The sequence below is a fragment of the Streptomyces sp. BE303 genome, assembly GCF_036290945.1.
In the GTDB taxonomy this organism is placed as follows: domain Bacteria; phylum Actinomycetota; class Actinomycetes; order Streptomycetales; family Streptomycetaceae; genus Kitasatospora.
In genome coordinates, this window is record NZ_JAQYWZ010000709.1 from 84,989 (window position 1) to 109,014 (window position 24,026).

The window sequence follows — 24,026 nt, forward strand, 5'->3', positions numbered from 1 at the left end:
GCGGCCGGCTCAGGCCATGCCGAGTTCGTGGGAGCTCTGCACCCAGTCGCAGAGGTCCCTGAGGTCGGCCTCGACCTGGGTCCAGGACTTCAGCGAGGAGCCGAGGGTGCGGATCTCGAACGGGACCATCACCGCCTCCTCCTCCACGTGCGGCGCTATCTGGCGCATCCCGCCGAAGACGCTCTGCTGGGGGACGGCGGCGTCGCCCCGGAACGCCGCCGTCGCGTAGTCGAGGAGGACGACGGGGCCGCCGTCGATCTCGCGCACCGCGGTCTCGTAGAAGCCCATGTCCTTCCGCACCCGGCCCTCCTCCTGGTAGTCGTCGGCGAGGAGCGTGACGAGCGCGTCGTGGTGGGTGCGCAGCGCGGTCCGCACCTCGGGGTCCAGGTGCGCGTGCACATCGGCGAGCGGCGACCGGCTCAGCACCACGGTCCGGTTCTTGATGCCGGAGTCGGGGCCGCCCCGGGCGACCGTGTCGGCGTGGTCGGCGAACGCGGTGATCTGCATGAACACCAGCTGGAGGTAGCCGAGGACCTCCCGGTCGCGCCTCGCCCGGGCGCTGAGCGCCGGGGCGTTGCGGCCCGCGTCGCTCGGCCGGTTCCGCGGCAGGAACTCCTGGACCGCACGTTCGGCGAAGGCGTTCGCCTGTTGCAGGCGGTGCCGGGCGTCGGGGAGGTAGACGCCGTCGCGCAGCGGCGCCGCACGGCGCAGCCGGTCGAAGAAGGTGGCCATGCCGCTCACCGGTACGCCCACGGAGTAGTGGACGAACAGGCCGTCGCCCTTGCCCTCCGTTCCGGCGCTCTCCTGGTAGCCGTTGCCGCCGGCGAGCCTGGCCCCGGTGCCGGCGGGCAGCACGTCGAGGAGGTCGGCCGGGGCCGAGAGCAGCGCGGTGGTGTTCCGGTAGAACGCGTCGCGGACCGTCCGGATCCGCGTGAGGGTGTCGAGCAGCGCCGCGGGGCCCCGGGTGTGCCCGTCCCCGACCACGGACCAGGGCCTGGTGACGAACTCCAGGTTGGAGTACTTCCGCCCGTCGGGGAGGCTCCTGCTGTCCGCGACCACCTTGAAGACGGGTTTGCCGTCGGTGCGGGTCCTGCTCGCCGCCAGTTTGGTGTCCCCTTTGATCTTCGCCCCCTTCCCGTCGACGACGGGAAGGTCGATCTCGATCTCGTACCCGATCATGCGCGGCTCCTCGTGCCCGTGGCCGTCCGACTGCGGCCCACGGGTAGGCATTCTGAGGCACCGGCAGGTACGGGGACAGGCGCGCGGAGGTGAGGGGGCGTGCATGGGGCTCGCGCGCGCCGGGCGGGTTGAAGTGATTCGGTCAAAGGCCTTGCGGACGTGCGCCGGTGGGCGCTATCTCTTAGTTAGGAAAGTTTCCTAACTCTCATGGAGCTCGGGTATCCCCCTGCCCGGGCGGAGAAACGGAGCGTCAGATGCGTCTCAAGCACCGCACCGTCGGGATCACCCTCGCCGCCCTCCTGGTCGCCGCCCCGGCCACGGTGGCGGCCGCCGGCGTCGGCCACGCCGCGCAGACCGCGCCCGCAGCGGTCCGGATCGCGGCGGTCGGCCTGGACGACCCCCACAAGAAGGACATCGCCATGCAGCTGGTGTCCAGCGCCGAGAACTCGTCCCTCGACTGGAAGGCCCAGTACAAGTACATCGAGGACATCAAGGACGGCCGCGGCTACACCGCCGGGATCATCGGCTTCTGTTCCGGCACCGGGGACATGCTCGAACTCGTCGAGCACTACACCGACCTCAAGCCCGGCAACATCCTCGCCAAGTACCTGCCCGCGCTCCGCAAGGTCAACGGCACGGAGTCGCACGCCGGCCTCGGCTCCGCCTTCGAGCGCGACTGGGCGACCGCAGCCAAGGACGCCGTCTTCCAGCAGGCCCAGAACGAAGAGCGCGACCGCGTCTACTTCAACCCCTCCGTCAGCCAGGCCAAGTCCGACGGCCTGCGCGCGCTCGGGCAGTTCATCTACTACGACGCCATCGTCATGCACGGCCCGGGCACCAGCTCCGACAGCTTCGGCGGCATCCGCAAGGCCGCCATGAAGAAGGCCAAGACCCCCGCCCAGGGCGGCGACGAGACCGCCTACCTCAAGGCCTTCCTGGACGCCCGCAAGGTCGTCATGAAGCAGGAGGACGCGCACTCCGACACCAGCCGCGTCGACACCGCGCAACTGGTCTTCCTCAACGCCAAGAACTTCGACCTCAACCCCCCGCTGAAGTGGAAGGTCTACGGCGACAGCTACAGCATCAACAGCTGACGTCCGGCCGCCGGGCCGGCCGAGCCGCGGGGACCGGGTCCGCCCGGGCCCCGCGGCCGGTCGGGAATTCGGATGACGGTCGAACGGGTGCGCTGATAGCGTCCGGGACGTGGCCAAGCTGAACCAGATCATCGCCGTCGAAAAGGGCGTCAAGTCCAAGTCCTTCCAGGAGCTGACGCAGTCCCACCAGGACCTGCAGAAGCCCGCGCTGCTGGCCGGAATCTCCCGGACGTACCAGCCCAAGGACGAGGAGGGCGAGCAACTGCCCCCCGAGTCCACCCGCGTCCAGGTGAAGGCCGAGGACGTCCTGCGGGCGACCGCCGCGACCCTGACCCGGCTGTTCGACGTCACCGCGACCAAGGACTGGGCCAACACCACCGCCCGCGCCGACGTCGTGGTCGACGGGCGGACGCTGGTCGCCGACGCCCCGGTCACCTACCTGCTCTTCCTGGAGAAGCAGCTCACCGACCTGCGGACCTTCGTCCGCAAGCTGCCGGTGCTGGACGCCTCCGAGGCCTGGAACCACGACGCCTCCACGGACTCCTGGAAGACCGAGTCGGTGCGCACCATCCGGACCAAGAAGGTCCCGCGCAACCACGTCAAGGCCGAGGCGACGGAGAAGCACCCGGCGCAGGTCGAGGTGTACTACGAGGACATCGCCATCGGCTACTGGACGACCGTGAAGTTCTCCGGCGCCCTCCCGGCCCGGCGGGTGAACGAACTCCTGGAGCGCGTCGAGAAGCTCCAGCAGGCGGTTCAGTTCGCCCGCGAGGAGGCCAACGGCGCCGAGGTCGCGGACCACCGGGTCGGTGATGCGGTGTTCGGCTACCTGTTCGGGTAGCCCCATGATCGCCCCCGTATGAGAGCGGGGGTGGCGCGAAGAGCGCAAGCTGACACTGATGGTGAAGCTGACATCAGGGGAACGGTGGAGGTTCGAGTCCTCCCCCCGGCACCACGCGCCGGGGTGGCCCAACTCGGCAGAGGCAACCCCTGTCAAACTCAGACTCTCGCTCAAGTCTCAGCATTCGCCGCCGAGCGCCGGATCGACCGGGTGTGTGCTGTAAGCGTCGGATGCGGGTTCGACTCCCGCCTGCGCCTCTTCCTGGCGCGGTAGCTTCAATGGCAAAGCGCGACGCTGTGAAAATGACCCACACCCTTAAACGTGCCGGTGCAGAGCAATTGGGTGGCACCTCAGGGGCCCGGGAGCTGGATACCGCTCCCGGGCCCCGTCACGTGCCCGTCACTCCCGCGTGCTCCGCAGGTCAGGCGGTGGCGGTGTAGTCGTAGAAGCCGCGGCCGGACTTGCGGCCGAGCAGACCGGCGTCGACCATCCGGGAGAGCAGCGGGGGAGCGGCGTACAGCGGCTCCTTGTACTCGTCGTACATCGACTCGGCGATCAGGACGATGGTGTCCAGGCCGATCAGGTCGCACAGCCGCAGCGGGCCCATCGGGTGGGCGCAGCCGGCCTCCATGCCCTTGTCGATGTCGGAGGCGGTGGCCACGCCCGACTCGAACATCCGGACGGCGGAGAGCAGGTACGGCACCAGCAGGGCGTTGACGACGAAGCCGGCCCGGTCGCGGGCGCGGATCGGCTCCTTGCCGAGCACCTCGGTGGCGAAGGTCTCGACCCGCTCGGTGGTGGCCGCGGAGGTGGTCAGGGTGGGGATCACCTCGACCAGCTTCTGCACCGGCGCCGGGTTGAAGAAGTGCAGGCCGATCACCTGCTCCGGGCGGGAGGTGGCGGCGGCCAGCTTCACGATCGGGATCGACGAGGTGTTGGAGGCGAGGATCGCGTCACGGCGCTCCACCACCTGGTCGAGGGTCTGGAAGATCTTGACCTTGACGTCCTCGCGCTCGGCCACCGCCTCGACCACCAGGTCGCGGTCGGCGAAGTCCGCCAGGTCCACGGTGAAGGCGAGACGGCCCAGCGCCTCGTCCCGCTCCTCGGGGGTGAGCTTGCCCCGCTTGACGGCGGTGTCCAGCGAGTTGGTCAGACGGGTGCGGCCGAACTCCAGGGCCTCCCCGGTGGCCTCCGCGACCAGCACGCTCAGCCCCGCCCGGGCGAACACCTCCGCGATGCCCGACCCCATCAGGCCGCAGCCGATCACTCCGACACGCGCGATGTCACTCACTCAGTTGCCCTTCGGTGGTGCTGGGGGTCGCCCAGCGACAGGTGGTACCGCAAGCTGTTGTCCAGCGGGGCGGGTGCACGGTAGGTGTGCACCGGTGCACCGCCCCGACGACGTTACTACTCCCTACCGGCCAGTAGGTCATCCCCTCCCTCCGGGTCGAACCGGCCGTCCCGTGCCCCCGGGGCCTTCCGCGGGCCTCCTTCCGGCCCCTCCCGCCCGCCTCCCGACGTGACCCTCCGGCAAACTTCCGACCACGTTCCGGCGATCTCGTCACGACCTCCCGGCGATCTCCCGGCGACGCCCCCGCGATCCTCCGGCGTCCTCCCGGCGCTTCCTCCAGGCGTCCGCGCCCGCCCCGGTCCGGCGGCTGCGCCGGACGGGTGGGCGCGTTCGCGTCGCACGTGCGCCCCGGCTCCGCGCCGCCCCGCGCCGGACAGAATGCGGGACGGTCCGCACACAGGCGAAGGGAGTACGGGGATGCCGACGGGGTCGCTCACGGGACAGGTCGCCCTGATCACCGGCGCCGGCCGGGGAATCGGCCGGGAGCTCGCGATCGGCCTCGCAGCCGAGGGCATGGCCGTCGGGCTGGTGGGGCGGACCCACGAGACCCTCACCGAGACCCTCAAGGAGTGCGTCCGGCACGGTGCACGCGGAGTCGCCGTCACCGCCGACGTCACCAGACCAGGTTCGGTCCGGGAGGCCGTCCGCCTGGTCGAACGCGACCTCGGCCCGGTCGACCTGCTGATCAACAACGCCGGCCAGATCGACCGCGCCGAGGTGCCGCTCTGGGAGACCGACGCCAACCAGTGGTGGCAGGTCGTCGAGGTCAACCTGCGCGGACCCTACAACCTGCTGCGCTGCGTCCTGCCCGGCATGGTCCGCCGCGGCAGCGGGCGCGTGATCAACCTCAACTCCGGCTTCGCGCTGCGCCCCGACGGCCACTACACCGCGTACGCCACCTCCAAGGGCGCGTTGCTCCAGCTCTCCGACAACCTCGCCGACTCGCTCGCCGAGCACCACGTGGTCGTCCTCGACATCAGCCCCGGCGCGGTCGCCACCGACATGACGGCCGGGATGCCGATGTTCCGGTCCACCAAGGAGTGGGGCTCCATCCCGTACATGGTCGCCGTCACCGTGGACGCCGCCCGAGGCCGCTTCGACGGGCTGCACGGGCGGTTCATCCACGCGGGGCGGGACGACCTGGAGGTTCTGGTCAACCGGGCCGGGGAGATCCGGGAGGCGGACGCGCGCACGCTCCGGCTCCGCCCGTACGGGCCGGACGACCCGATGGGCTGACCGCCCGGTCCGCAGGACGGCGCGCGGGCGCGTCCGCGGAACCCCGGCCGGAACGGGCCCGGCCCGGACCCGGCCCCGGACCCGGCTCAGAGTGCGGTGAGTGCCGCCAGTTCCTCCGCGGTGAGCGAGCCCGGCGCCCGCCCGGTCCGGGCGAACGCCCCGGCCAGCCGCTGGAGCGCCTCGTTGAGCGGCGCCGCCACCCCGTGCAGCCGGGCCAGCAGCACGATCTCACCGTTCAGGTGGTCGGCCTCGATCGAGCCGGTGCCGCGCGCCAGGCTCTGCCAGGACGACGAGCCGGTGCGACCCTCGCCCGCCACCGGTGCGAGCCGCAGCGTCTCCCGGGCCTCGACGAACTGCTCGGCCAGGTCGTGGTGCGGGACGCCGGCGGCGGCCAGCACGGCGGCGCCCTCGGCCGTCACCCGGTCGCGGAGGGCGCCCAGCGGACCGTCCTCGATCCGGCCGGCCACCGCGTCCAGCGCGTTGGCCAGGTTGCCGAGCAGCTTGGTGTACTTCCAGCGCATCACGTCCTCCTCCAGCGGCACGCTGAAGGAGGATCCGGCGAGGTCCGCGGCGATCGCCGCCGCCCGCCCGCCCGTCCCGGTCGGGTAGCCGCCGAGCCGCAGGATCCCGCTGACCGGCGTCCCCGCCGCGCTCACCCGTCCCGGTCGGGTAGCCGCCGAGCCGCAGGATCCCGCTGACCGGCGTCCCCGCCGCGCTCACCCGGCCCGGCTCCAGGTGGGTGGACGGCATCCACACGTACACGCCGAGCACCTCACGGAAGAGCCGCAGCGCCAGCCGCTCGTTCTCCACCCCGTTCTGCGCGCAGACCAGCGGCAGCCGCTCGCCGGCGGTGCCGCCGCCGGCCACCGGGCGGGGAGCCCAGGCGGCCAGCAGCGCGGCGGTGTCCTGGGTCTTCACGGCGAGGACGAGCACGTCGTCCGGACGCAGCTCCAGCTCGGCGGGCCCGCCGACGGCCGGGATCCGCAGCGTCCGGGTGCCCTCCGGGGTGCCGAACCGGAGGCCGGTCTCCCGCAGCGCGGCCAGATGGGCGCCGCGCGCCACCAGGACCACCTCGTGCCCGCCCTCGTGCAGCCGGGCACCGATCGTGCCGCCCACCGCACCCGCCCCGATGATGATGTAGCGCATGCGGGAAGCATGGCACGCACGTGCGGGAGGCGGCCGGGCTCTTCCGCGGCACCGCCCGGCGGGCCCGCGCCCCACGGGCCGGGCGCCCCGCGCCGGGTGCCCTGCGGGGCGGTGTCGCGGCTACGCGAAGAGGCGGCTGGCGGTGACCGGGGTCAGGCCGGCCCCGGCGAGGCCGTCCAGGATCGCGGGGAGCGCGTCCACCGTGCACTGGTGACCCAGGTGCAGGGCCACCACCGAGCCGGCGCGCACCGAACCGAGCACCCGGCGCTGCAGCTCGGCCGCGCTCGGGTCGCTGTAGTCCCGGGGGTCCACGTCGAACGCCAGCACGTGTTCGTACCCGACGGCCTTCGCCTGCTCGCGCACCATCGCCGTGGCGTACTGGGCGGCCGACGGGCGGAACCAGCGGCCGATCGAGCCGGTCAGCCGCTGCAGCCGCTCCGCGCACTGGGCGATCTCGGCGCGCGCCCGGTCGGGGGTCATGGTGGAGATGTCCTGGTGGTTCTGGGTGTGGTTGCCCAGTTCGTGGCCGCCGTCCAGGATCCGCCGGGCCATCTGCGGCTGCTGGTCCAGCCAGCTTCCGACGGCCAGCACGGTGAGCCCGACGCCGCGCCGTTCGGCGGTCTCCAGCAGGGCGGTGGCGAGCCGCGGGTCGCCGCTGCCGTGGAAGGTCAGCGCGACATTGCGGCGGGTACGCGGCCCGTACGCCACCTCGACCGGGGTGCCGGGCGCCAGGGGCGGGAGCACCGGCGGTGCGGGCGGTGCGGACGGGGTGGTGGCGGCTCCCGGACCTGCCCCCGGACCTGCCCCCGGATCGGTTGCCGGGCCCGCCGCCGGTGCTTCTGCCGCCGGGACCGTCGGCGCGGGGGTGCCCGGCGCGCCGGAGGAGCCACCGGCCGCCGGCGAGGCGGGACCCTCCGCCTCCGCCCACGCCGGGTCGACGGTGCCCGCCGGGTCGATCGTGCCCGGGCGGACGGCCAGCGCCCCCGGATCGGCCCGGCGGGCGACGCTGTCGCCGCAGGCGCCGACGAGCCCGCCGACGGCGGTCAGAGCGGCCAGCTTGGCGGTGGTGCGCAGGACGCTGCGCCGATCGACAGTCATCGGCAGCCAGCATAGAGAGGGCGGCACCCCGCGGCGACCGGTGGGAAGAGCCCGAGGGCTCGGCCGCCGACGCGCACGGGGGCCATCGTTCGAATGCTGCGGAAACCTGAACTCCCGCTGTTTCGGGGGTCCGTCGTCGGTTACGATCGCCGCGCACCGGGGCGGAGGGGGCACGGCACACCGGGCCCGCCGACCGCAGCCGGTACGGGGGACGCCGCCGGCACCGGCCGGAGGTGAACGCGGTGAACGACAGGGGGCGGCAGATGACCGAGGACACGACGACGGCGAGCACGGGGATCGGAACCGACTGGGAGTGGGCGCGCGCCGACGACTGGCAGCCCCCGACCGAGCTCGACACCGGCGTCCCGCACACCGCCCGGATGTACGACTACTACCTCGGCGGCAAGGACAACTTCGAGGCCGACCGGAAGGCCGCCGAGGCCGCCATCGCCGCCTACCCGGCGCTGCCGCTGCTGGCTCGCACCAACCGTGAATTCCTCGGCCGCGCCGTCGAGTTCGCCGCCGGCCGGGGCATCCGGCAGTTCCTCGACATCGGTACCGGCATCCCGACCGTCGGCTCCACCAACGAGATCGCCCAGCGGGTCGCCCCGGACGCCCGGGTCGTCTACGTCGACAACGACCCGATCGTGGCCACCCACGCCCGCGCCCTGCTGGCCGGCCACCCGGCGGGCCACACCTCCGTCATCGAGGGCGACCTGCGCGAGCCCGAGGCGATCCTCGACCACCCCGGCCTGCGCGCCGCCATCGACCTCGGCGAGCCGGTCGCCCTGATGCTCGTCGCCGTCCTGCACTTCATCCGGGACGAGGACGGCGCCGAACGGATCGTCCGCACCCTGCGCGACGTGCTCGCCCCCGGCAGCGCGCTGATCCTCTCCCACGGCAGCCCCGACTTCGCCTCCCGGGAGAGCGCCGCCGAGGGCACCCGGATCTACCGCAGCGCGAGCGCGCCCCTGGTGCTGCGCCCGCGCGCCGCCGTCGAGCCGTTCTTCGGCGACTTCGAGTTCGTCGGCCCCGGCCTGGTCCAACTTCCGCTCTGGCGGCCGGAGTCCGGCCACATCCGGACCACCGACCTGCCGGAGGGCTGGCAGGACGTCTCCGCCTACGCCGGCGTCGCCTTCAAGCGCTGAGCCGTCGGCCGTCCCTGACGCACCGTCGGATCAGGGGGGCGTGCGGGTGGGCCGGGGGGGCGGTGCTGTTCGGCGCCGCCACCCGAGACCCCGGCGAGGCCGCCCACCGCGAGGAACGCCCCCGGCCCGCTGCACGGGCGGGCCCGATCGCCGCAGGTCCGGTGCCCGGGCGGACGGAAAACCGCGCGACGGCGCCGGGCGTCCGGTGTTAGCTTGCGACGTATGCGACCCCTGAACGAGACCGACATCCGCGCGTCCTTCGTCAACTGCTCCAAGGGCGAGGCCCGTCGGCTCAACCTGCCCCGAGGCATGGCCGAACTCCCCTGGGAGAACCTGGACTTCCTCGGCTGGCGGGACCAGGGCGCCCCCGACCGCGGCTACCTGGTGGCGGAGCACGGCGGCGAGCTGGTCGGTGTCACGCTGCGGGTGCCGTCGTTCCGGCGCAGCCTGACCAAGACCAACGTCTGTTCGCTCTGCGTCACGGCGCACGCGGGTTCCGGCGTCGCGCTGCTCACCGCCCGGCGCGCCGGTGCGGCGGGGCGGGAGGGGAACACGGTCGGCACGTACATCTGCGCGGACCTGGCCTGCTCGCTCTACCTGCGCGGCCTGAAGAAGTCCGCGCTGGTGACCCGGCCCGACGAGTCGCTCCCGCTGGAGGACCAGATCGCCCGCACGCTGGCGAACCTGGACACCTTCCTCACCCAGGTCCGGACGGACACCCTGGCTTCCTGACCGCCGTCCGGCCGGGTCGGCCGCGGCGGGGTCGGCGGGCCGGGGACCCGGCCCGCCGTGCTACTGGCCGCGCAGCTGGTTCATGTCCCGGCGGTCCCGCTTGGTGGGCCGCCCGGCGCCCCGGTCGCGCAGGCCGGGCACGGCCAGCAGCTCGCGCGGCGGCCTCGGGGGACTGTTGTCCACCAGGCACTCCGCCGCGACCTCGGCGCCGACCCGCTTGCGGATCAGCTTCCGCACCACGACGACCCGCTCGTAGCCCTCCTGGCGCACCCGCACCTCGTCGCCGGGCTTCAGCGACTGGGCCGGCTTGGCCCGCTCGCCGTTGACCCGGACGTGCCCGGCCTTGCAGGCGTCGGCCGCCGCCGACCGCGTCTTCGCGAGCCGCACCGACCAGATCCAGCTGTCCACCCGGACGCTTCCCTCGACATCGACCATCCTCCGAGCCTACCGAGACCGCCCGGGCGGCCCCTACCTCAGCCGGACGGACCCCGCCACCGGACGGGACCGGACGGTACCGAAGGCGCTACCGGCGGTCGGGTGCCTCCTGGACGGCCCAGCCGTTGCCGTCCGGGTCGCTGAAGAAGACGAACGAGTTCCACTCGCCGCCACGCCCGTCCACCCGGGTCCCGTCCTCGAAGTGCTGCACCGGGCTGACCTCCACGCCCCGCGCGACCAGCTCGGCGTGCGCCCGGTCGATGTCCGGCACCACCAGTTGGAGACCCTTCAGCGAGCCGGGCGGCGCCTCCGTCATCCCGGCGCCCACCACGATCGAGCAGCCGGATCCGGGGGGTGTCAGCTGGACGACCCGCACGCCGTCCCGGATCCGGGTGTCGTGGTCGACGGTGAAACCGGCCTGTTCCTCGTAGAAGACCTTGGCCCGGTCCACGTCCGACACCGGGACCACCACCACTTCGAGCTTCCAGTCCATGGCCTCGCCCCTTCCTTCGGGCCCCTCCAGTATCGGCCGAGGCCCCGATGCGCGCCCGGCGCCCGGCCCCGGGCGGTGAACCGCGCCGATCAGCCCCCCGTCGGCCCGGTTTACCCGCCCAGCCCGTACGACCCCGCTACGCGCCCCCGCAACGCGTCCCCGCACCCGTGATCCCGGGCCCGCCGTCGCCGCCCACCGGGCCCGCCCGCCGGTCGGCTAGCCTGGGCCACGATGAACCGCCTCTCGACGCCCGCCGCCGCGACCCCCTTCGCCACTCCCTGGGGCAGCCTCGACCTCACCCGCTACCCGGAGGACCCGCGCGAGCTGCTGCGCGCCTGGGACGCCGCCGACGAGTACCTGCTGCGGCACCTGGCCGGTGAGGCCGACTCCGCCCAGGGCGGGGCCACCGACCTCACGGGCCGGGCTGTCACCGTCCTCGGCGACCGCTGGGGCGCCCTGGCCACCGCGCTCGCGCGGTTCGCTCCCGCCCAGATCAGCGACTCGCACCTCGCCCAGCGGGCCACCCGCGCCAACCTCGCGCGGGCCGGCGCCGACCCGGCCGCCGTCCGGCTGCTCACCACCCGGGACGCCCCGCCCGCGCGGATCGACGTCCTGCTGGTGCGCGTCCCCAAGAGCCTCGCGCTGCTGGAGGACCAGCTGCACCGCCTCGCCCCGGCCGTCCACCCGGACACCGTGGTGATCGGCACCGGCATGGTCACCGAGATCCACACCTCCACCCTCCAGCTCTTCGAGCGCATCCTCGGGCCGACCCGGACCTCGCTCGCCGTCCGCAAGGCCCGGCTGATCTTCTGCACGCCTGACCGGACGCTCGACCCCGGCCCCAACCCCTGGCCGTACCGCTACGCGCTGCCCGCCGACATCGGTCCTGCCGCCGGCCGCACCGTGGTCAACCACGCCGGCACCTTCTGCGCGGACCGCCTCGACATCGGTACCCGGTTCCTGCTCGCCCACCTGCCGACCGCGGCGCCGGGTGACCGGGTCGTCGACCTCGGCTGCGGGAACGGGGTCGTCGGCACCGCCGCCGCCCTGGCCGCGCCCGGCGCCGAGCTGGTCTTCGTCGACGAGTCCCACCAGGCGGTGGCCTCGGCGGAGGAGACCTTCCGCGCCAACCTCGGCCCGGACGCCCCCGCCGAGTTCCTGACCGCCGACGCGATGACGGCCGAGGCGGTGCCCCCCGGGTCGGTGGACCTCGTCCTCAACAATCCGCCGTTCCACTCGCACCAGGCCACCACCGACGCGACCGCGTGGCGGATGTTCACCGGTGCCCGTCGCGCCCTGCGGCCGGGCGGTGAGCTCTGGGTGGTCGGCAACCGGCACCTCGGCTACCACGAGAAGCTCCGCCGTCTCTTCGGCAACTGTCAACTCGTCGCCGGTAACCCGAAGTTCGTCGTCCTGCGGGCCGTCCGCCGGTGAACCGCCGGGGGCCGGGCCGGCGGGGTGCGGTCGGGCCGGTCCCGCGCGGGCCGTTTTTCCCCTAAGTAAGGGTAGCCTAAGCTAATCGCCGACGACGGGCGGACGATCGCCCGCGCGGTCGGAGCGCCCTGTCCTCGGACGTGGGGGTGGGGCGTGCCCGTTGCGGCGCCCCTCGCCCCACTCCTTGCATGAATGTTCCGTACTGCGTATATTCATGCCACGACGAAGGAGGGAATGCCATGGCATTGCGAGTCGCCGTCGCCGGCGCGAGCGGATACGCGGGCGGTGAGGTGCTGCGTCTGCTGCTCGGCCACCCGGAGGTGGAGATCGGGGCGCTGACCGGCGGTTCGAACGCCGGCACCAGACTGGGCCTGCTGCAGCCGCACCTGCTGCCGCTCGCCGACCGGATCCTGGAGCCCACCACCACCGAGGTGCTGGCCGACCACGACGTGGTGTTCCTGGCGCTGCCGCACGGACAGTCCGCCGCCGTCGCCGAGGAACTCGGCGGGAACGTGCTGGTCGTCGACTGCGGGGCCGACTTCCGGCTCAGGGCCGCCGCCGACTGGGAGCAGTTCTACGGCTCCGCGCACGCCGGCACCTGGCCGTACGGGCTGCCCGAGCTCCCCGGCCACCGTGCCGCGCTCAAGGGCAGCAACCGCATCGCCGTCCCCGGCTGCTACCCGACCGCCGTCTCGCTCGCCCTCTTCCCCGCGTACGCGGCCGGACTCGCCGAGCCCGAGGCCGTCGTCGTCGCCGCCTCCGGCACCTCCGGCGCCGGCAAGGCGGCCAAGACCCACCTGCTCGGCAGCGAGGTCATGGGCAACGTCAGCGCGTACGGCGTCGGCGGCGTCCACCGGCACACCCCGGAGATGTCCCAGAACCTCACCCCGCTCGCGGGCGAGCCGGTCGCGGTCTCCTTCACCCCCACGCTCGTCCCCATGCCGCGCGGCATCCTCGCCACCTGCTCCGCCAAGGCGAAGCCCGGCGTGACGGCCGAGAGCCTGCGCGCCGCCTACACCGGGGCGTTCGCCGACGAGCCGTTCGTCCGCCTGCTGCCCGAGGGGCAGTGGCCGCAGACCAGCAGCGTCTACGGCTCGAACGCCGCCCTCGTCCAGATCGCCCTGGACGAGGCCACCGGGCGGATCATCGCGATCAGCGCGATCGACAACCTGGTCAAGGGCACCGCCGGTGGCGCGGTGCAGAGCATGAACATCGCCCTGGGCCTGCCCGAGGAGCTGGGCCTTCCCGTGAACGGAGTCGCACCGTGACCGACCACCAGAACCTCGGAGTGACGGCCGCCAGGGGCTTCCGCGCCGCCGGTGTCACCGCCGGCATCAAGGCCTCCGGCACCCCGGACCTCGCCCTGGTCGTCAACGACGGGCCCTCGCTCGCCGCCGCCGGCGTCTTCACCGCCAACCGGGTCAAGGCCGCCCCCGTGCTCTGGTCCGAGCAGGTCCTCAAGGGCGGCTCGGTCTCCGCCGTCGTCCTCAACTCCGGTGGCGCCAACGCCTGCACCGGCCCGCTCGGCTTCCAGGACACCCACGCCACCGCCGAGAAGGTGGCCGAGGAGCTCAAGCTCAACGCCGGTGAGGTCGCCGTCGCGTCCACCGGCCTGATCGGCGTCCGCCTCCCGATGGACCTGCTGCTCCCCGGCGTCGCCACCGCCGCCGCCGAGCTGAGCGCCACCGGCGGCGAGGCCGCCGCGATCGCCATCAAGACCACCGACACCGTCCACAAGACGGCCCAGGTCACCAGCCCCGCCGGCTGGACGGTCGGCGGCATGGCCAAGGGCGCCGGCATGCTGGCCCCCTCCCTGGCCACCATGCTCGTCGTCCTCACCACCGACGCCGACCTGGACGCCGCCGCCCTGGACGCCGCACTGCGCGGCGCCACCCGCACCACCTTCGACCGGATCGACTCCGACGGCTGCATGTCCACCAACGACACCGTGCTGCTGCTCGCCTCCGGCGCCTCCGGCACCACCCCGGACACCGCCGAGTTCGACGAGGCGGTCCGCACCGTCTGCGCCGACCTCGCCCGCCAGCTCATCGGCGACGCCGAGGGCGCGAGCAAGGACATCCGGATCGACGTCACCGGCGCCGCCACCGAGGACGAGGCCGTCGAGGTGGCCCGGACCATCGGCCGCAACAACCTCCTCAAGTGCGCCATCCACGGCCAGGACCCCAACTGGGGCCGCGTCCTGGCCGCGATCGGCACCACCGCCGCCACCTTCGACCCCGACCGGCTCGACGTCGCCATCAACGGCGTCTGGGTCTGCCGCGACGGCAGCGTGGGAGAGGACCGCGATCTCGTCGACATGACCGGCCGCGAGGTGGTCGTCACCGCCGACCTCAACGCCGGCGAGGCCACCGCCACCCTGTGGACCAACGACCTCACCGCCGACTACGTGCACGAGAACAGCGCCTACTCCTCCTGAGACCTGCTACCTGAGCCGGGGACAGAAAACGTGCAGATCGCACCCAAGGGCGAACAGGCCCGCAACAACACCGCGTTGCCCAAGGCCCTGACGCTCATCGAGGCGCTGCCGTGGCTGGAGCGGTTCCACGGCAAGACCGTCGTCATCAAGTTCGGCGGCAACGCCATGGTGGACGACGAGCTCAAGGCGGCCTTCGCCCAGGACGTCGTCTTCCTCCGCTACGCCGGTCTCCACCCGGTCGTGGTGCACGGCGGCGGCCCGCAGATCAGCGCCCAGCTCGACCGGCTCGGCCTGGAGTCCTCCTTCACCAACGGACTCCGGGTCACCACCCCCGAGACCATGGACGTGGTCCGGATGGTGCTCGCCGGCCAGGTCCAGCGCGAACTGGTCGGGCTGCTCAACGGCCACGGCCCGTTCGCGGTCGGCATGACCGGCGAGGACGCCCACACCATGACGGCCGTCAAGCGGTACGCGGTCGTCGACGGCGAGCAGGTCGACATCGGCCTGGTCGGCGACATCGTCAACATCGAGGCGGGCGCGGTGAAGGCGCTCATCGCCGACGGCCGCATCCCCGTGATCTCCTCGATCGCCCGGGGCGTCGACGGCCACGTCTACAACATCAACGCCGACACCGCCGCCTCCGCCCTCGCGGTCGCGCTCGGCGCGGAGATGCTCGTCGTCCTCACCGACGTCGAGGGCCTCTACAAGGACTGGCCGAACTCCGACGACGTGATCAGCCAGCTCAGCGCGGGCGAGCTGGAGGAGCTGCTGCCCGGCCTGGCCAGCGGGATGCTCCCGAAGATGGAGGGCTGCCTGCGCGCCGTCCGCTCCGGCGTCGGCACCGCCCGCGTGCTGGACGGCCGGGTGGCGCACAGCCTGCTGCTGGAGATCTTCACCGACGAGGGCATCGGCACGATGGTCGTGCCGGACGACGAAACGACCGTGACCGGGGGACTGGCATGACTTCCAACGAGCAGCTCACCGAGCGGTGGCAGCACGCTTTCACCGACAACTACGGCACGCCCCGGATCCCGCTGGTCCGCGGCGAGGGCAGCAAGCTGTGGGACGCGGACGGCAAGGAGTACACCGACCTGCTCGGCGGCATCGCCGTCAACGTGCTCGGCACCGCCCACCCGGCGATCGTCGCGGCCGTCGGCCGGCAGATCGCCACCCTCGGCCACATCTCCAACCTCTTCATGGCCGAGCCGACCATCAGCCTCGCCGAGCGGCTGCTCGCGCTCGACGGCCGCGAGGGCCGGGTCTTCTTCTGCAACTCCGGAGCCGAGGCCAACGAGGCCGCCTTCAAGATCGGCCGCCGGACGGGCCGCACCCATGTCGTCGCCCTGGAGGGCGGCTTCCACGGACGCACCATGGGCGCCCTCGCGCTCACCGGCCAGCCCGCCAAGCAGGAGCCGTTCCGCCCGCTGCCCGGCGACGTCACCCACGTCCCGTTCGGCGACGTCGAAGCGCTGCGGGCGGCCGTCACCACCGAGACCGCCGCCGTCTTCCTGGAGCCGATCCAGGGCGAGAACGGCGCCGTCCCGCTGCCCGACGGCTACCTCGCCGCGGCCCGGGAGATCACCCGCGCCACCGGCACCCTGCTCGTCCTGGACGAGATCCAGACCGGCATCGGCCGGACCGGCCACTGGTACGCCCACCAGGCGTTCGAGGGGGTCGAGCCGGACGTCGTCACGCTCGCCAAGGGGCTCGGCGGCGGCCTGCCGGTCGGTGCGGTGCTCGCCTTCGGCGAGGCCGCCGACCTGCTGACCCCCGGCCAGCACGGCACCACCTTCGGCGGCAACCCGGTGGTGGCGGCCGCCGCCCTCGCCGTCCTGGACACCATCGAGTCCGAGGGCCTGCTGGAGCACGTCCGCAAGATCGGCGACCGGCTGCGGCACGGCGTCGAGGCGATCGGCGACCCGCTGGTCTCGCACGTGCGCGGCGCCGGCCTGCTGCTCGGCATCGTCCTCACCGAACCGGTCGCGGGCGCGATCCAGGCCGGGCTCCAGGAGGCCGGCTTCCTCGTCAACGCCGCCGTCCCGGACGCGATCCGGCTCGCCCCGCCGCTGGTGCTCACGGAGGAGGAGGCGGACGCCTTCCTCGCCGCCCTGCCGGACGTCCTCCGGGCGGTCCGCGAGGGCGCCCCGGGCGATGCGAACCGAGCGTAGTCCGGGAGAATAATCACATGACCGTTCCCCACTCCGGCCAACCCGCCGCCGGCCCGACGCCGCAGGTCCCCCAGACCCGCACCGCGCGCCACCGGCGGATCGTGGACCTGCTCACCCGCCAGCCCGTGCGCTCGCAGAGCCAGCTCGCCAAGCTGCTCGCCGACGACGGACTGGTGGTCACCCAGGCCACCCTCTCCCGGGACCTGGACGAGCTGGGTGCGGTGAAGATCCGCAACCGGGACGGCGCGCTCATCTACGCCGTCCCGGCCGAGGGCGGCGACCGCACCCCCCGCGCACCGATGGGGGAGTCCGCCACCGAGGGCCGGATGGCCCGGCTGGCCGGCGAGCTCATGGTCTCCGCCACCGCCTCCGGCAACCTCGTCGTGCTGCGCACCCCGCCGGGTGCCGCCCAGTTCCTCGCCTCGGCGATCGACCAGGCGGAGGTCTTCGAGATCATCGGCACCATCGCCGGGGACGACACCGTCCTGCTGATCAGCCGGGACCCGGCGGGCGGCCAGGCCCTCGCCGACCACCTGATGCAGCTCGCCCAGGCGAAGGCCCAGTAGCGGCATCCCCTTCCGTGGGCCCGGTTTCCCCGGGCCCACAGTCGTATCCGCGGCCCCGTCCACGGCCCGACCGGCCCAACCGGCCCGCCCTCGGCCCGCCCGCAGCACGCCCGAAGTCCCGTCCGTCACCCCGCCGGCAGTCCCGTTCGTGGAAGCTCCCGGTCGGCGTTTTGAGTTTCATACGGAGTAGTGCATACTTATGCCTATCGCCGTAAGCCTGTTCGCACTGTTGTGAAGGAGAAAGCCGTGACCGAGCGCGTCGTACTCGCCTACTCGGGCGGTCTGGACACGTCCGTCTGCATCGGCTGGATCGCCGAGGAGACGGGTGCCGAGGTCATCGCCGTCGCCGTCGACGTCGGCCAGGGCGGCGAGGACCTGGACGTCATCCGCCAGCGGGCGCTGGACTGCGGTGCCGTCGAGGCCGAGGTCGCGGACGCCCGCGACGAGTTCGCCGACGAGTACTGCCTCCCGGCCATCAAGGCCAACGCCCTCTACCAGGGCGAGTACCCCCTCGTCTCCGCCCTGTCCCGGCCGGTCATCGTCAAGCACCTGGTCGCCGCCGCGCAGAAGCACGGTGCCACCACCGTCGCCCACGGTTGCACCGGCAAGGGCAACGACCAGGTCCGCTTCGAGGTCGGCATCCAGTCGCTGGCCCCCCAGCTGAAGTGCATCGCCCCGGTCCGCGACTACGCGATGACCCGGGACAAGGCGATCGCCTTCGCCGAGGCCAAGGGCCTGCCGATCGCCACCACCAAGAAGTCCCCGTACTCGATCGACCAGAACGTCTTCGGGCGGGCCGTCGAGACCGGCTTCCTGGAGGACATCTGGAACGCCCCGATCGAGGACGTCTACGAGTACACCCAGAACCCGGCCACCCCGCGCGAGGCCGACGAGGTGGTCATCACCTTCGACGCCGGCGTCCCGGTCGCCGTGGACGGCCGCAAGGTGACCGTCCTCCAGGCCATCGAGGAGCTCAACAAGCGGGCCGGCGCCCAGGGCATCGGCCGGCTCGACATGGTCGAGGACCGGCTCGTCGGCATCAAGTCGCGGGAGATCTACGAGGCCCCCGGCGCGATCGCCCTGATCACCGCCCACCAGGCGCTGGAGAACGTCACGGTCGAGCGCGAGCTGGCCCGCTACAAGCGGCAGGTCGAGCAGCGCTGGGCCGAGCTGGTCTACGACGGCCTCTGGTTCTCCCCGCTCAAGCGCGCCCTGGACGGCTTCGTCAACGAGGCCAACCAGCACGTCTCCGGCGAGATCCGGCTGGTGCTGCACGGCGGCCGGGCCGTCGTCAACGGCCGGAAGTCCGACCAGTCGCTGTACGACTTCAACCTCGCCACCTACGACACCGGCGACACCTTCGACCAGTCGATGTCCAAGGGCTTCATCGAGATCTTCGGGCTGTCCTCGAAGATCGCCGCCCGCCGCGACCTCGGCTGAGTCCCCGGCCCGACAACCGGCCCGACCTCCGTCCGAACCCCCGGACGGGCCCGGGCCGAACCGCCCCGACCGGGGCCCGAACCACCTCTCCCGGTCCCGGCCGCGCCCACCCCCGCGGCCGGGACCACCCCTCCCGAACCCTCTCGCGCAAAGGAGCCCGTGCGATGTCCGCCGACCAGACCACCTCCGGTGGCGACGTCCGCCTCTGGGGCGCCCGCTTCGCCGACGGCCCGTCCGAGGCACTGGCGAGGCTCTCCGCCTCGGTGCACTTCGACTGGCGCCTCGCGCCGTACGACATCGCCGGCTCCAAGGCCCACGCCCGCGTCCTGCACAAGGCCGGCCTGCTCTCCGACGAGGAACTCGCCGGCATGCTGGACGGGCTCGCCCGGCTGCTCACCGACGTCGAGGCCGGCACCTTCACCGGCACCGTCGCCGACGAGGACGTCCACACCGCCCTGGAGCGCGGTCTGCTGGAGCGGCTCGGCCCCGACCTGGGCGGCAAGCTGCGGGCCGGGCGCTCGCGCAACGACCAGATCGCCACCCTCTTCCGGATGTACCTGCGGGACCACGCGAAGATCATCGGCGGGCTGGTCCTCGACCTCCAGCACGCCCTGGTCGGCCTGGCCGAGGCCCACCCGGACACCGCCATGCCGGGCCGCACCCACCTCCAGCACGCCCAGCCCGTCCTCTTCGCCCACCACGTCCTCGCACACGTGCAGGCCCTCGGCCGGGACGCCGAGCGGCTGCGCCAGTGGGACACCCGCACCGCCGTCTCCCCGTACGGCTCCGGCGCGCTGGCCGGCTCCTCGCTCGGCCTCGACCCGGAGGCCGTCGCCGCCGACCTCGGCTTCGAGCGGGGCTCGGTCGGCAACTCCATCGACGGCACGGCCTCGCGGGACTTCGTCGCCGAGTTCGCCTTCGTCACCGCGATGATCGGGATCAACCTCTCCCGGATCGCGGAGGAGGTGATCATCTGGAACACCAAGGAGTTCGGCTTCATCACGCTGCACGACGCCTTCTCCACCGGTTCGTCGATCATGCCGCAGAAGAAGAACCCGGACATCGCCGAGCTCGCCCGGGGCAAGTCCGGCCGGCTGATCGGCAACCTCACCGGTCTGCTCGCCACCCTCAAGGCGCTGCCGCTGGCCTACAACCGGGACCTCCAGGAGGACAAGGAGCCGGTCTTCGACTCCTGCGACACGCTGGAGGTGCTGCTGCCCGCCTTCACCGGCATGATGGCCACCCTCACCGTGCACCGGGAGCGGCTGGAGGAGCTGGCCCCGGCCGGGTTCTCCCTCGCCACCGACATCGCCGAGTGGCTGGTCAAGCAGGGCGTGCCGTTCCGGGTCGCGCACGAGGTGGCGGGTACCTGCGTCAAGGTGTGCGAGGCCGACGGCATCGAACTCGCCGACCTGACGGACGAGCAGTTCGCCGCGATCTCCCCGCACCTGACGCCCGAGGTCCGCTCGGTGCTCAGCGTGCACGGCGCGATCGCCTCGCGCAACGGCCGGGGCGGCACCGCCCCCGACGCCGTGGCGGTCCAGCTCGCCGAGCTCAAGGCGGACCTCGCGGTCCAGCAGGAGTGGGTCAAGGGCTGACGCCCGGTCACCGAACCGGGGGAGGGGCGCGACGGTCCGACCGTCGCGCCCCTTTCGCGTGGACGCGACCGGGCGGGCGTAACCGGCCGGGCCCGTACCCGGTCATCCACGGTATGTGCACCAACCTCCCGTTCGTCCCCTCCGCCGAGGACGAGGTCCTCGCCGAGCTGCGGCGCCGCCTCGTCCGGGAGGCAGTGGCCGCCCTGCCCGGCCGCTGCCCGCAGCTGATGGCCGCCCTCGTCGAGGACCCGCCGCCGACCTACCGCGAACTCTCCGAACGCCTCGGGATGCCGCGCGGGTCCATCGGGCCCACCCGCTCCCGCTGCCTCGCCTGCCTCCGGGCCCGCCTCCACGCCGAGCGCTACGCCTGAACCGTCGCGGGGCGCGGTCCCGCCCCGCGCCCTCCGGCCCCGGTCATCCGCCGCGTCGTCGCGCCCCCGTCCGGCCCCCCGTCCGACCCCCGTCCGGCTCCGGAACCGGGCCCTCGACCGGCCCCGTCGGGCGTGACCCTCGCCACGTCCGGCGGCCGAAAGGTTGAGGGCAGCTGACGCGCGGGTAAGGCGCTGGCGAACGTAGCTCTTGACGGTGGCGCGGTCGCTCGGATACTGACCGTGAGCACGCCATCGGCGGCACGGCCCTCACCAGGGCCGCGCGGCTGGTACGTTCGTGCGCCACCCCCGGTCCGGGAAGACCCCCGGCCGGGACATCTCCGGCAGGGCATCCGGTGCGACACCCTCACGTTCGCGCGCCGGGCACAACGATGGGGAGGCCCCCGCACATGGGCATGACCGTGATCATCTCGACCGCCGAGGCGGAGGACGCGGAGCAGATCCTCAAGCTCCAGTACCTCGGCTACCAGACCGAGGCTGAACTCTACGGCGACTGGGCCATCGAGCCCCTGACACAGTCGTTGGAGAGTCTGCGCGCCGAACTGACCGAACAGCACTTCCTCGTCGCCCGCCTCGGCGGCGAGATCGTCGGCACCGTACGCGGCCGGGTCGGCCCCGACGGCGTCGGCCGGATAGGGCGCCTGGTCGTCCACCCCCGGATGCAGCGGCACGGCCTCGGCGGCCGACTGCTGGAGGCACTGGAACACCGCCTCTCGGAGGACGGCGCGGTGAGCTCCTACCGGCTGTTCACCGGCCACCGCAGCCTGGGCAACCTGCGTCTCTACGCCCGCCAGGGGTACCGGCAGACCACCGTGGAGCAGATCAGCGGCCGGCTGAGCCTGGTCCACCTGGAGAAGCCCGCCGAGGTCGAGCTCGCCGCCACGGCCTGACCCTCCGCCGTACCCTCCCGATCCGGCGCCGCCATCATTCGGACCTCCGAAGGCGGCGCCGGTCGGCATTGATGCAGGTCAGGGCCATGAGCGTCCGTATTGCGGACAGCTGGTCCGAATAGTTGGGACCACCTCGACCCATCTGATTTACTGGCTCACATGACTGCGACGACGAAATGGACCCCCACCGGCACCCTGCCGGCAGGTGAGCGTGCCATGTGCCGTCGAATGTGTCACCGCTGAGGGCCACCGTTCCCTCCCCCTCGCCGCCGGCCGGGGGACCACATCTCGCGCCCCGAAGCGAGACCCGGCCGCTCCCGTCCGAGTGAGCGAGCCGAGCCTGCCGTCACCACCCCCTTCACCCCGCCTGCCCGTCCACGGGCGGGTGGCCGTCACCGTTGACACGTAAGGGCCACGCCGTCGCGCGGCCCGGCCGTCGACCGGCGACGATCAAGGGGTGGCAGGTCCGGACCCCCCTGGCGCAACGCCGTCCTCGTCGCCGACCGCAACCCGGTCCGGCGGTTGCACGCCGCCCGCCCCCGACCCACGGAAGCAGCTGTGATCACCACCACGGACCTCACCAAGGTCTACCGCTCAAGCGGCCGCGAGGTGACCGCCCTCGCCGGCGTCGACCTCCACGTCCGCCCCGGCGAGGTCTACGGCGTCGTCGGCACCAGCGGTGCCGGCAAGTCGACCCTCATCCGCTGCGTCAACATGCTGGAGCGCCCCAGCTCCGGGACCGTCACCGTGGACGGCGTCGAGCTCACCGCGCTGTCCGGCGGCGAGAACCGGGCCGGCAGGGAACTGCGCGAGGCCCGCCGCCGCATCGGCATGGTCTTCCAGCACTTCAACCTGCTCTCCTCACGGACCGTCCAGCAGAACGTCGAGCTCCCCCTGGAGATCATGGGCCTGGACGGGGCCGAGCGCCGCCGCAAGGCCGCCGAGCTGCTCGACCTGGTCGGCCTCGGGGACAAGGCCCGCAGCTACCCCGGCCAGCTCTCCGGCGGTCAGAAGCAGCGGGTCGGCATCGCCCGCGCCCTCGCCGGCGACCCGAAGGTGCTGCTCTCCGACGAGGCCACCTCCGCACTCGACCCGGAGACCACCCGGTCGATCCTCAAGCTGCTGCGCGACCTCAACCAGCAGCTCGGCCTCACCGTCCTGCTGATCACCCACGAGATGGACGTCATCAAGTCCGTCTGCGACTCCGCCGCCCTGATGCGCGGCGGCAGGGTGGTCGAGTCCGGCGAGCTCACCGACCTGCTCGCCAAGCCCGGCTCGGAGCTCGCCCGCGAGCTCTTCCCGCTCAGCGAGTTCGGCACCGGCCACCCCGGCAGCACCGTCCTGGAGATCACCTTCCAGGGCGACAGCTCCGCCCGGCCGTTCGTCTCCCAGCTCGCCCGCACCTACCAGATCGACATCAACATCCTCGGCGCCGCCGTCGAGACCATCGCCGGCCGGATGGTCGGCCGGATGCGGGTCGAGCTGCCCGGCTCCCGCGCGGACAACGTGGTGCCGATCGGCTTCCTGCGCGAGCAGGGCCTGCAGGTGGACGTGCTGGAGACGGCGAACGGAGCGGCGGCATGACCTGGGACCAGATGCAGGAACTGATGTGGCCCGCCACCTGGGAGACCCTCCAGATGGTCGGCGTCGCCACCGCCGGCACCGTACTGCTCGGCCTTCCGCTGGGCGTGCTGCTGGTCCTCACCGACAAGGGCGGCCTGCTGCAGAACCAGCCGGTCAACAAGGTGCTCGGCGCCGCGGTGAACATCGCCCGCTCGGTGCCGTTCATCATCCTGATGATCGCGCTGATCTCCTTCACCCGCTGGTTGGTCGGCACCTCCATCGGGTGGGAGGCCGCCACCGTGCCGCTCACCATCGGCGCGATCCCCTTCTTCGCGCGGCTGGTCGAGACCTCCGTCCGCGAGGTCGACCGCGGCCTGGTCGAGGCCGTCCAGGCCATGGGGGGCTCCACCTGGACCATCGTCCGCAAGACGCTGATCCCCGAGGCGCTGCCCGCCCTCGTGGCCTCCGTCACCACCACGATCATCACGCTGATCAGCTACTCCGCCATGGCCGGCGTGGTCGGCGGCGGCGGCCTCGGCACCCTCGCCATCAACTACGGCTACTTCCGCTTCGAGACCGCCTTCATGTGGATCATCGTCGCGGAACTGGTGATCATCGTGACCGTCGTCCAGCTGATCGGCGACCGGGCCGTCCGTGCCCTCGCCAACCGCGGACGCACCGGCGGCCGGACCCGCCTGCTCGGCCCGCGCGGCCGCACCCCCGCGGCCCCGGCCACCCCCGACGAGGACGTCGTCGCCCACTGACCTTCCGATGTCCGAACCCGGACC

Annotated in this window: 23 protein-coding genes and 2 pseudogenes; 18 read left to right on the top strand and 7 right to left on the bottom strand. The window is 72.8% G+C overall.

Annotated features, from left to right (window positions below; all coding sequences use genetic code 11):
* Positions 1-9: 9 nt before the first annotated feature.
* On the bottom strand, positions 10-1,179 hold the full coding sequence (locus PUR56_RS18860; protein WP_329949800.1) for a hypothetical protein: 1,170 nt from the start codon (positions 1,177-1,179) through the stop codon (positions 10-12).
* Between the two features lie 254 nt (positions 1,180-1,433).
* Here PUR56_RS18860 and PUR56_RS18865 point away from each other — a divergent pair, with 254 nt between their 5' ends.
* From PUR56_RS18865 to PUR56_RS18875, 3 genes and pseudogenes are all read left to right on the top strand, one after another.
* On the top strand, positions 1,434-2,273 hold the full coding sequence (locus PUR56_RS18865) for a chitosanase (RefSeq protein WP_329949801.1): 840 nt from the start codon (positions 1,434-1,436) through the stop codon (positions 2,271-2,273).
* A 109-nt stretch (positions 2,274-2,382) separates the two neighbouring features.
* Positions 2,383-3,114 (top strand): DUF7873 family protein, encoded by a 732-nt coding sequence (locus PUR56_RS18870; protein ID WP_329882314.1) that lies wholly within the window; start codon positions 2,383-2,385, stop codon positions 3,112-3,114.
* 24 nt (positions 3,115-3,138) lie between these two features.
* Positions 3,139-3,228 (top strand): annotated as a pseudogene (locus PUR56_RS18875).
* Positions 3,229-3,535: 307 nt separating this feature from the next.
* Here PUR56_RS18875 and PUR56_RS18880 read toward each other — a convergent pair.
* Positions 3,536-4,405 carry a 3-hydroxybutyryl-CoA dehydrogenase gene (locus PUR56_RS18880; protein WP_329882313.1) on the bottom strand — a complete coding sequence of 290 codons (870 nt, stop codon included), beginning with the start codon at positions 4,403-4,405 and terminating at the stop codon, positions 3,536-3,538.
* A 477-nt stretch (positions 4,406-4,882) separates the two neighbouring features.
* Here PUR56_RS18880 and PUR56_RS18885 point away from each other — a divergent pair, with 477 nt between their 5' ends.
* Positions 4,883-5,701 (top strand): SDR family NAD(P)-dependent oxidoreductase, encoded by an 819-nt coding sequence (locus PUR56_RS18885; RefSeq protein WP_329882312.1) that lies wholly within the window; start codon positions 4,883-4,885, stop codon positions 5,699-5,701.
* Between the two features lie 86 nt (positions 5,702-5,787).
* Here PUR56_RS18885 and PUR56_RS18890 read toward each other — a convergent pair whose 3' ends face one another.
* The 3 genes and pseudogenes from PUR56_RS18890 to PUR56_RS18900 all read right to left on the bottom strand — a co-directional run bounded on the left by PUR56_RS18890 (position 5,788) and on the right by PUR56_RS18900 (position 7,945).
* Positions 5,788-6,357, bottom strand: a complete 570-nt coding sequence (locus PUR56_RS18890; protein ID WP_329949802.1) for a ketopantoate reductase family protein — start codon at positions 6,355-6,357, stop codon at positions 5,788-5,790.
* A 109-nt stretch (positions 6,358-6,466) separates the two neighbouring features.
* Positions 6,467-6,847 (bottom strand): annotated as a pseudogene (locus PUR56_RS18895) (ketopantoate reductase family protein); the annotation flags it as partial.
* 120 nt (positions 6,848-6,967) lie between these two features.
* Complete coding sequence (locus PUR56_RS18900) at positions 6,968-7,945, bottom strand: polysaccharide deacetylase family protein (RefSeq protein ID WP_329949803.1); 978 nt, start codon at positions 7,943-7,945, stop codon at positions 6,968-6,970.
* Between the two features lie 263 nt (positions 7,946-8,208).
* On the opposite strand from PUR56_RS18900, the gene PUR56_RS18905 reads away from it, so the two are divergent.
* Together PUR56_RS18905 and PUR56_RS18910 are read left to right on the top strand one after the other, a co-directional pair.
* A complete protein-coding gene (locus PUR56_RS18905; protein ID WP_329949804.1) occupies positions 8,209-9,093 on the top strand; it encodes an SAM-dependent methyltransferase in 885 nt (294 codons plus the stop codon).
* A gap of 222 nt (positions 9,094-9,315) precedes the next feature.
* Positions 9,316-9,825 (top strand): FBP domain-containing protein, encoded by a 510-nt coding sequence (locus PUR56_RS18910; protein WP_329882308.1) that lies wholly within the window; start codon positions 9,316-9,318, stop codon positions 9,823-9,825.
* A gap of 60 nt (positions 9,826-9,885) precedes the next feature.
* Here the strand turns inward: PUR56_RS18910 and PUR56_RS18915 are convergent, their stop codons facing one another.
* Both PUR56_RS18915 and PUR56_RS18920 read right to left on the bottom strand, forming a co-directional pair.
* Positions 9,886-10,260 carry an RNA-binding S4 domain-containing protein gene (locus PUR56_RS18915; RefSeq protein ID WP_329949805.1) on the bottom strand — a complete coding sequence of 125 codons (375 nt, stop codon included), beginning with the start codon at positions 10,258-10,260 and terminating at the stop codon, positions 9,886-9,888.
* Between the two features lie 88 nt (positions 10,261-10,348).
* A complete protein-coding gene (locus PUR56_RS18920) occupies positions 10,349-10,753 on the bottom strand; it encodes a VOC family protein (RefSeq protein WP_329949806.1) in 405 nt (134 codons plus the stop codon).
* Between the two features lie 231 nt (positions 10,754-10,984).
* Here PUR56_RS18920 and PUR56_RS18925 point away from each other — a divergent pair, with 231 nt between their 5' ends.
* From PUR56_RS18925 to PUR56_RS18980, 12 genes are all read left to right on the top strand, one after another.
* Entirely contained in the window at positions 10,985-12,187 is a 1,203-nt protein-coding gene (locus PUR56_RS18925) for a methyltransferase (protein WP_329949807.1), read from the top strand.
* A 239-nt stretch (positions 12,188-12,426) separates the two neighbouring features.
* Positions 12,427-13,455, top strand: a complete 1,029-nt coding sequence (gene argC / locus PUR56_RS18930) for an N-acetyl-gamma-glutamyl-phosphate reductase (protein WP_329949808.1) — start codon at positions 12,427-12,429, stop codon at positions 13,453-13,455.
* Positions 13,452-14,624, top strand: a complete 1,173-nt coding sequence (gene argJ / locus PUR56_RS18935; protein ID WP_329949809.1) for a bifunctional glutamate N-acetyltransferase/amino-acid acetyltransferase ArgJ — start codon at positions 13,452-13,454, stop codon at positions 14,622-14,624. The genes argC and argJ overlap by 4 nt, the downstream gene beginning before the upstream one ends.
* Before the next feature lie 30 nt (positions 14,625-14,654).
* The gene (argB, locus tag PUR56_RS18940) at positions 14,655-15,587 is read left to right on the top strand and encodes an acetylglutamate kinase (protein WP_329949810.1); all 933 of its coding nucleotides are present in this window, start codon (positions 14,655-14,657) and stop codon (positions 15,585-15,587) included.
* Entirely contained in the window at positions 15,584-16,792 is a 1,209-nt protein-coding gene (locus PUR56_RS18945; protein ID WP_329949811.1) for an acetylornithine transaminase, read from the top strand. The genes argB and PUR56_RS18945 overlap by 4 nt, the downstream gene beginning before the upstream one ends.
* Positions 16,793-16,809: 17 nt before the next feature.
* Positions 16,810-17,358: an arginine repressor gene (locus PUR56_RS18950; protein WP_030395991.1), complete on the top strand. Its 549-nt coding sequence runs from the start codon at positions 16,810-16,812 to the stop codon at positions 17,356-17,358.
* 246 nt (positions 17,359-17,604) lie between these two features.
* Positions 17,605-18,798: an argininosuccinate synthase gene (locus PUR56_RS18955; protein WP_329949812.1), complete on the top strand. Its 1,194-nt coding sequence runs from the start codon at positions 17,605-17,607 to the stop codon at positions 18,796-18,798.
* 164 nt (positions 18,799-18,962) lie between these two features.
* Positions 18,963-20,396, top strand: a complete 1,434-nt coding sequence (argH, locus tag PUR56_RS18960; RefSeq protein ID WP_329949813.1) for an argininosuccinate lyase — start codon at positions 18,963-18,965, stop codon at positions 20,394-20,396.
* Between the two features lie 113 nt (positions 20,397-20,509).
* Positions 20,510-20,767, top strand: coding sequence for an RNA polymerase sigma factor (locus PUR56_RS18965; protein WP_329882297.1), 258 nt, complete (start codon positions 20,510-20,512; stop codon positions 20,765-20,767).
* Positions 20,768-21,174: 407 nt separating this feature from the next.
* Positions 21,175-21,675: a GNAT family N-acetyltransferase gene (locus PUR56_RS18970; RefSeq protein WP_329949814.1), complete on the top strand. Its 501-nt coding sequence runs from the start codon at positions 21,175-21,177 to the stop codon at positions 21,673-21,675.
* A 558-nt stretch (positions 21,676-22,233) separates the two neighbouring features.
* Positions 22,234-23,259 carry a methionine ABC transporter ATP-binding protein gene (locus PUR56_RS18975; protein WP_329882294.1) on the top strand — a complete coding sequence of 342 codons (1,026 nt, stop codon included), beginning with the start codon at positions 22,234-22,236 and terminating at the stop codon, positions 23,257-23,259.
* A complete protein-coding gene (locus tag PUR56_RS18980; protein WP_329949815.1) occupies positions 23,256-24,002 on the top strand; it encodes a methionine ABC transporter permease in 747 nt (248 codons plus the stop codon). Before PUR56_RS18975 ends, PUR56_RS18980 begins: the two co-directional genes overlap by 4 nt.
* Positions 24,003-24,026 lie beyond the last annotated feature (24 nt).

Excerpts from the sequence above, each read along its gene's own strand:
- PUR56_RS18945 (WP_329949811.1), top strand. The coding sequence starts at position 15,584 with ATGACTTCCAACGAGCAGCTCACCGAGCGGTGGCAGCACGCTTTCACC.
- argC (WP_329949808.1), top strand. The coding sequence starts at position 12,427 with ATGGCATTGCGAGTCGCCGTCGCCGGCGCGAGCGGATACGCGGGCGGT.
- PUR56_RS18965 (WP_329882297.1), top strand. The coding sequence starts at position 20,510 with ATGTGCACCAACCTCCCGTTCGTCCCCTCCGCCGAGGACGAGGTCCTC.
- PUR56_RS18860 (WP_329949800.1), bottom strand. The coding sequence starts at position 1,179 with ATGATCGGGTACGAGATCGAGATCGACCTTCCCGTCGTCGACGGGAAG.
- PUR56_RS18885 (WP_329882312.1), top strand. The coding sequence starts at position 4,883 with ATGCCGACGGGGTCGCTCACGGGACAGGTCGCCCTGATCACCGGCGCC.
- PUR56_RS18905 (WP_329949804.1), top strand. The coding sequence starts at position 8,209 with ATGACCGAGGACACGACGACGGCGAGCACGGGGATCGGAACCGACTGG.
- PUR56_RS18900 (WP_329949803.1), bottom strand. The coding sequence starts at position 7,945 with ATGACTGTCGATCGGCGCAGCGTCCTGCGCACCACCGCCAAGCTGGCC.
- PUR56_RS18925 (WP_329949807.1), top strand. The coding sequence starts at position 10,985 with ATGAACCGCCTCTCGACGCCCGCCGCCGCGACCCCCTTCGCCACTCCC.
- PUR56_RS18915 (WP_329949805.1), bottom strand. The coding sequence starts at position 10,260 with ATGGTCGATGTCGAGGGAAGCGTCCGGGTGGACAGCTGGATCTGGTCG.
- PUR56_RS18980 (WP_329949815.1), top strand. The coding sequence starts at position 23,256 with ATGACCTGGGACCAGATGCAGGAACTGATGTGGCCCGCCACCTGGGAG.
- PUR56_RS18865 (WP_329949801.1), top strand. The coding sequence starts at position 1,434 with ATGCGTCTCAAGCACCGCACCGTCGGGATCACCCTCGCCGCCCTCCTG.
- PUR56_RS18970 (WP_329949814.1), top strand. The coding sequence starts at position 21,175 with ATGGGCATGACCGTGATCATCTCGACCGCCGAGGCGGAGGACGCGGAG.
- argH (WP_329949813.1), top strand. The coding sequence starts at position 18,963 with ATGTCCGCCGACCAGACCACCTCCGGTGGCGACGTCCGCCTCTGGGGC.
- PUR56_RS18910 (WP_329882308.1), top strand. The coding sequence starts at position 9,316 with ATGCGACCCCTGAACGAGACCGACATCCGCGCGTCCTTCGTCAACTGC.
- PUR56_RS18950 (WP_030395991.1), top strand. The coding sequence starts at position 16,810 with ATGACCGTTCCCCACTCCGGCCAACCCGCCGCCGGCCCGACGCCGCAG.
- PUR56_RS18920 (WP_329949806.1), bottom strand. The coding sequence starts at position 10,753 with ATGGACTGGAAGCTCGAAGTGGTGGTGGTCCCGGTGTCGGACGTGGAC.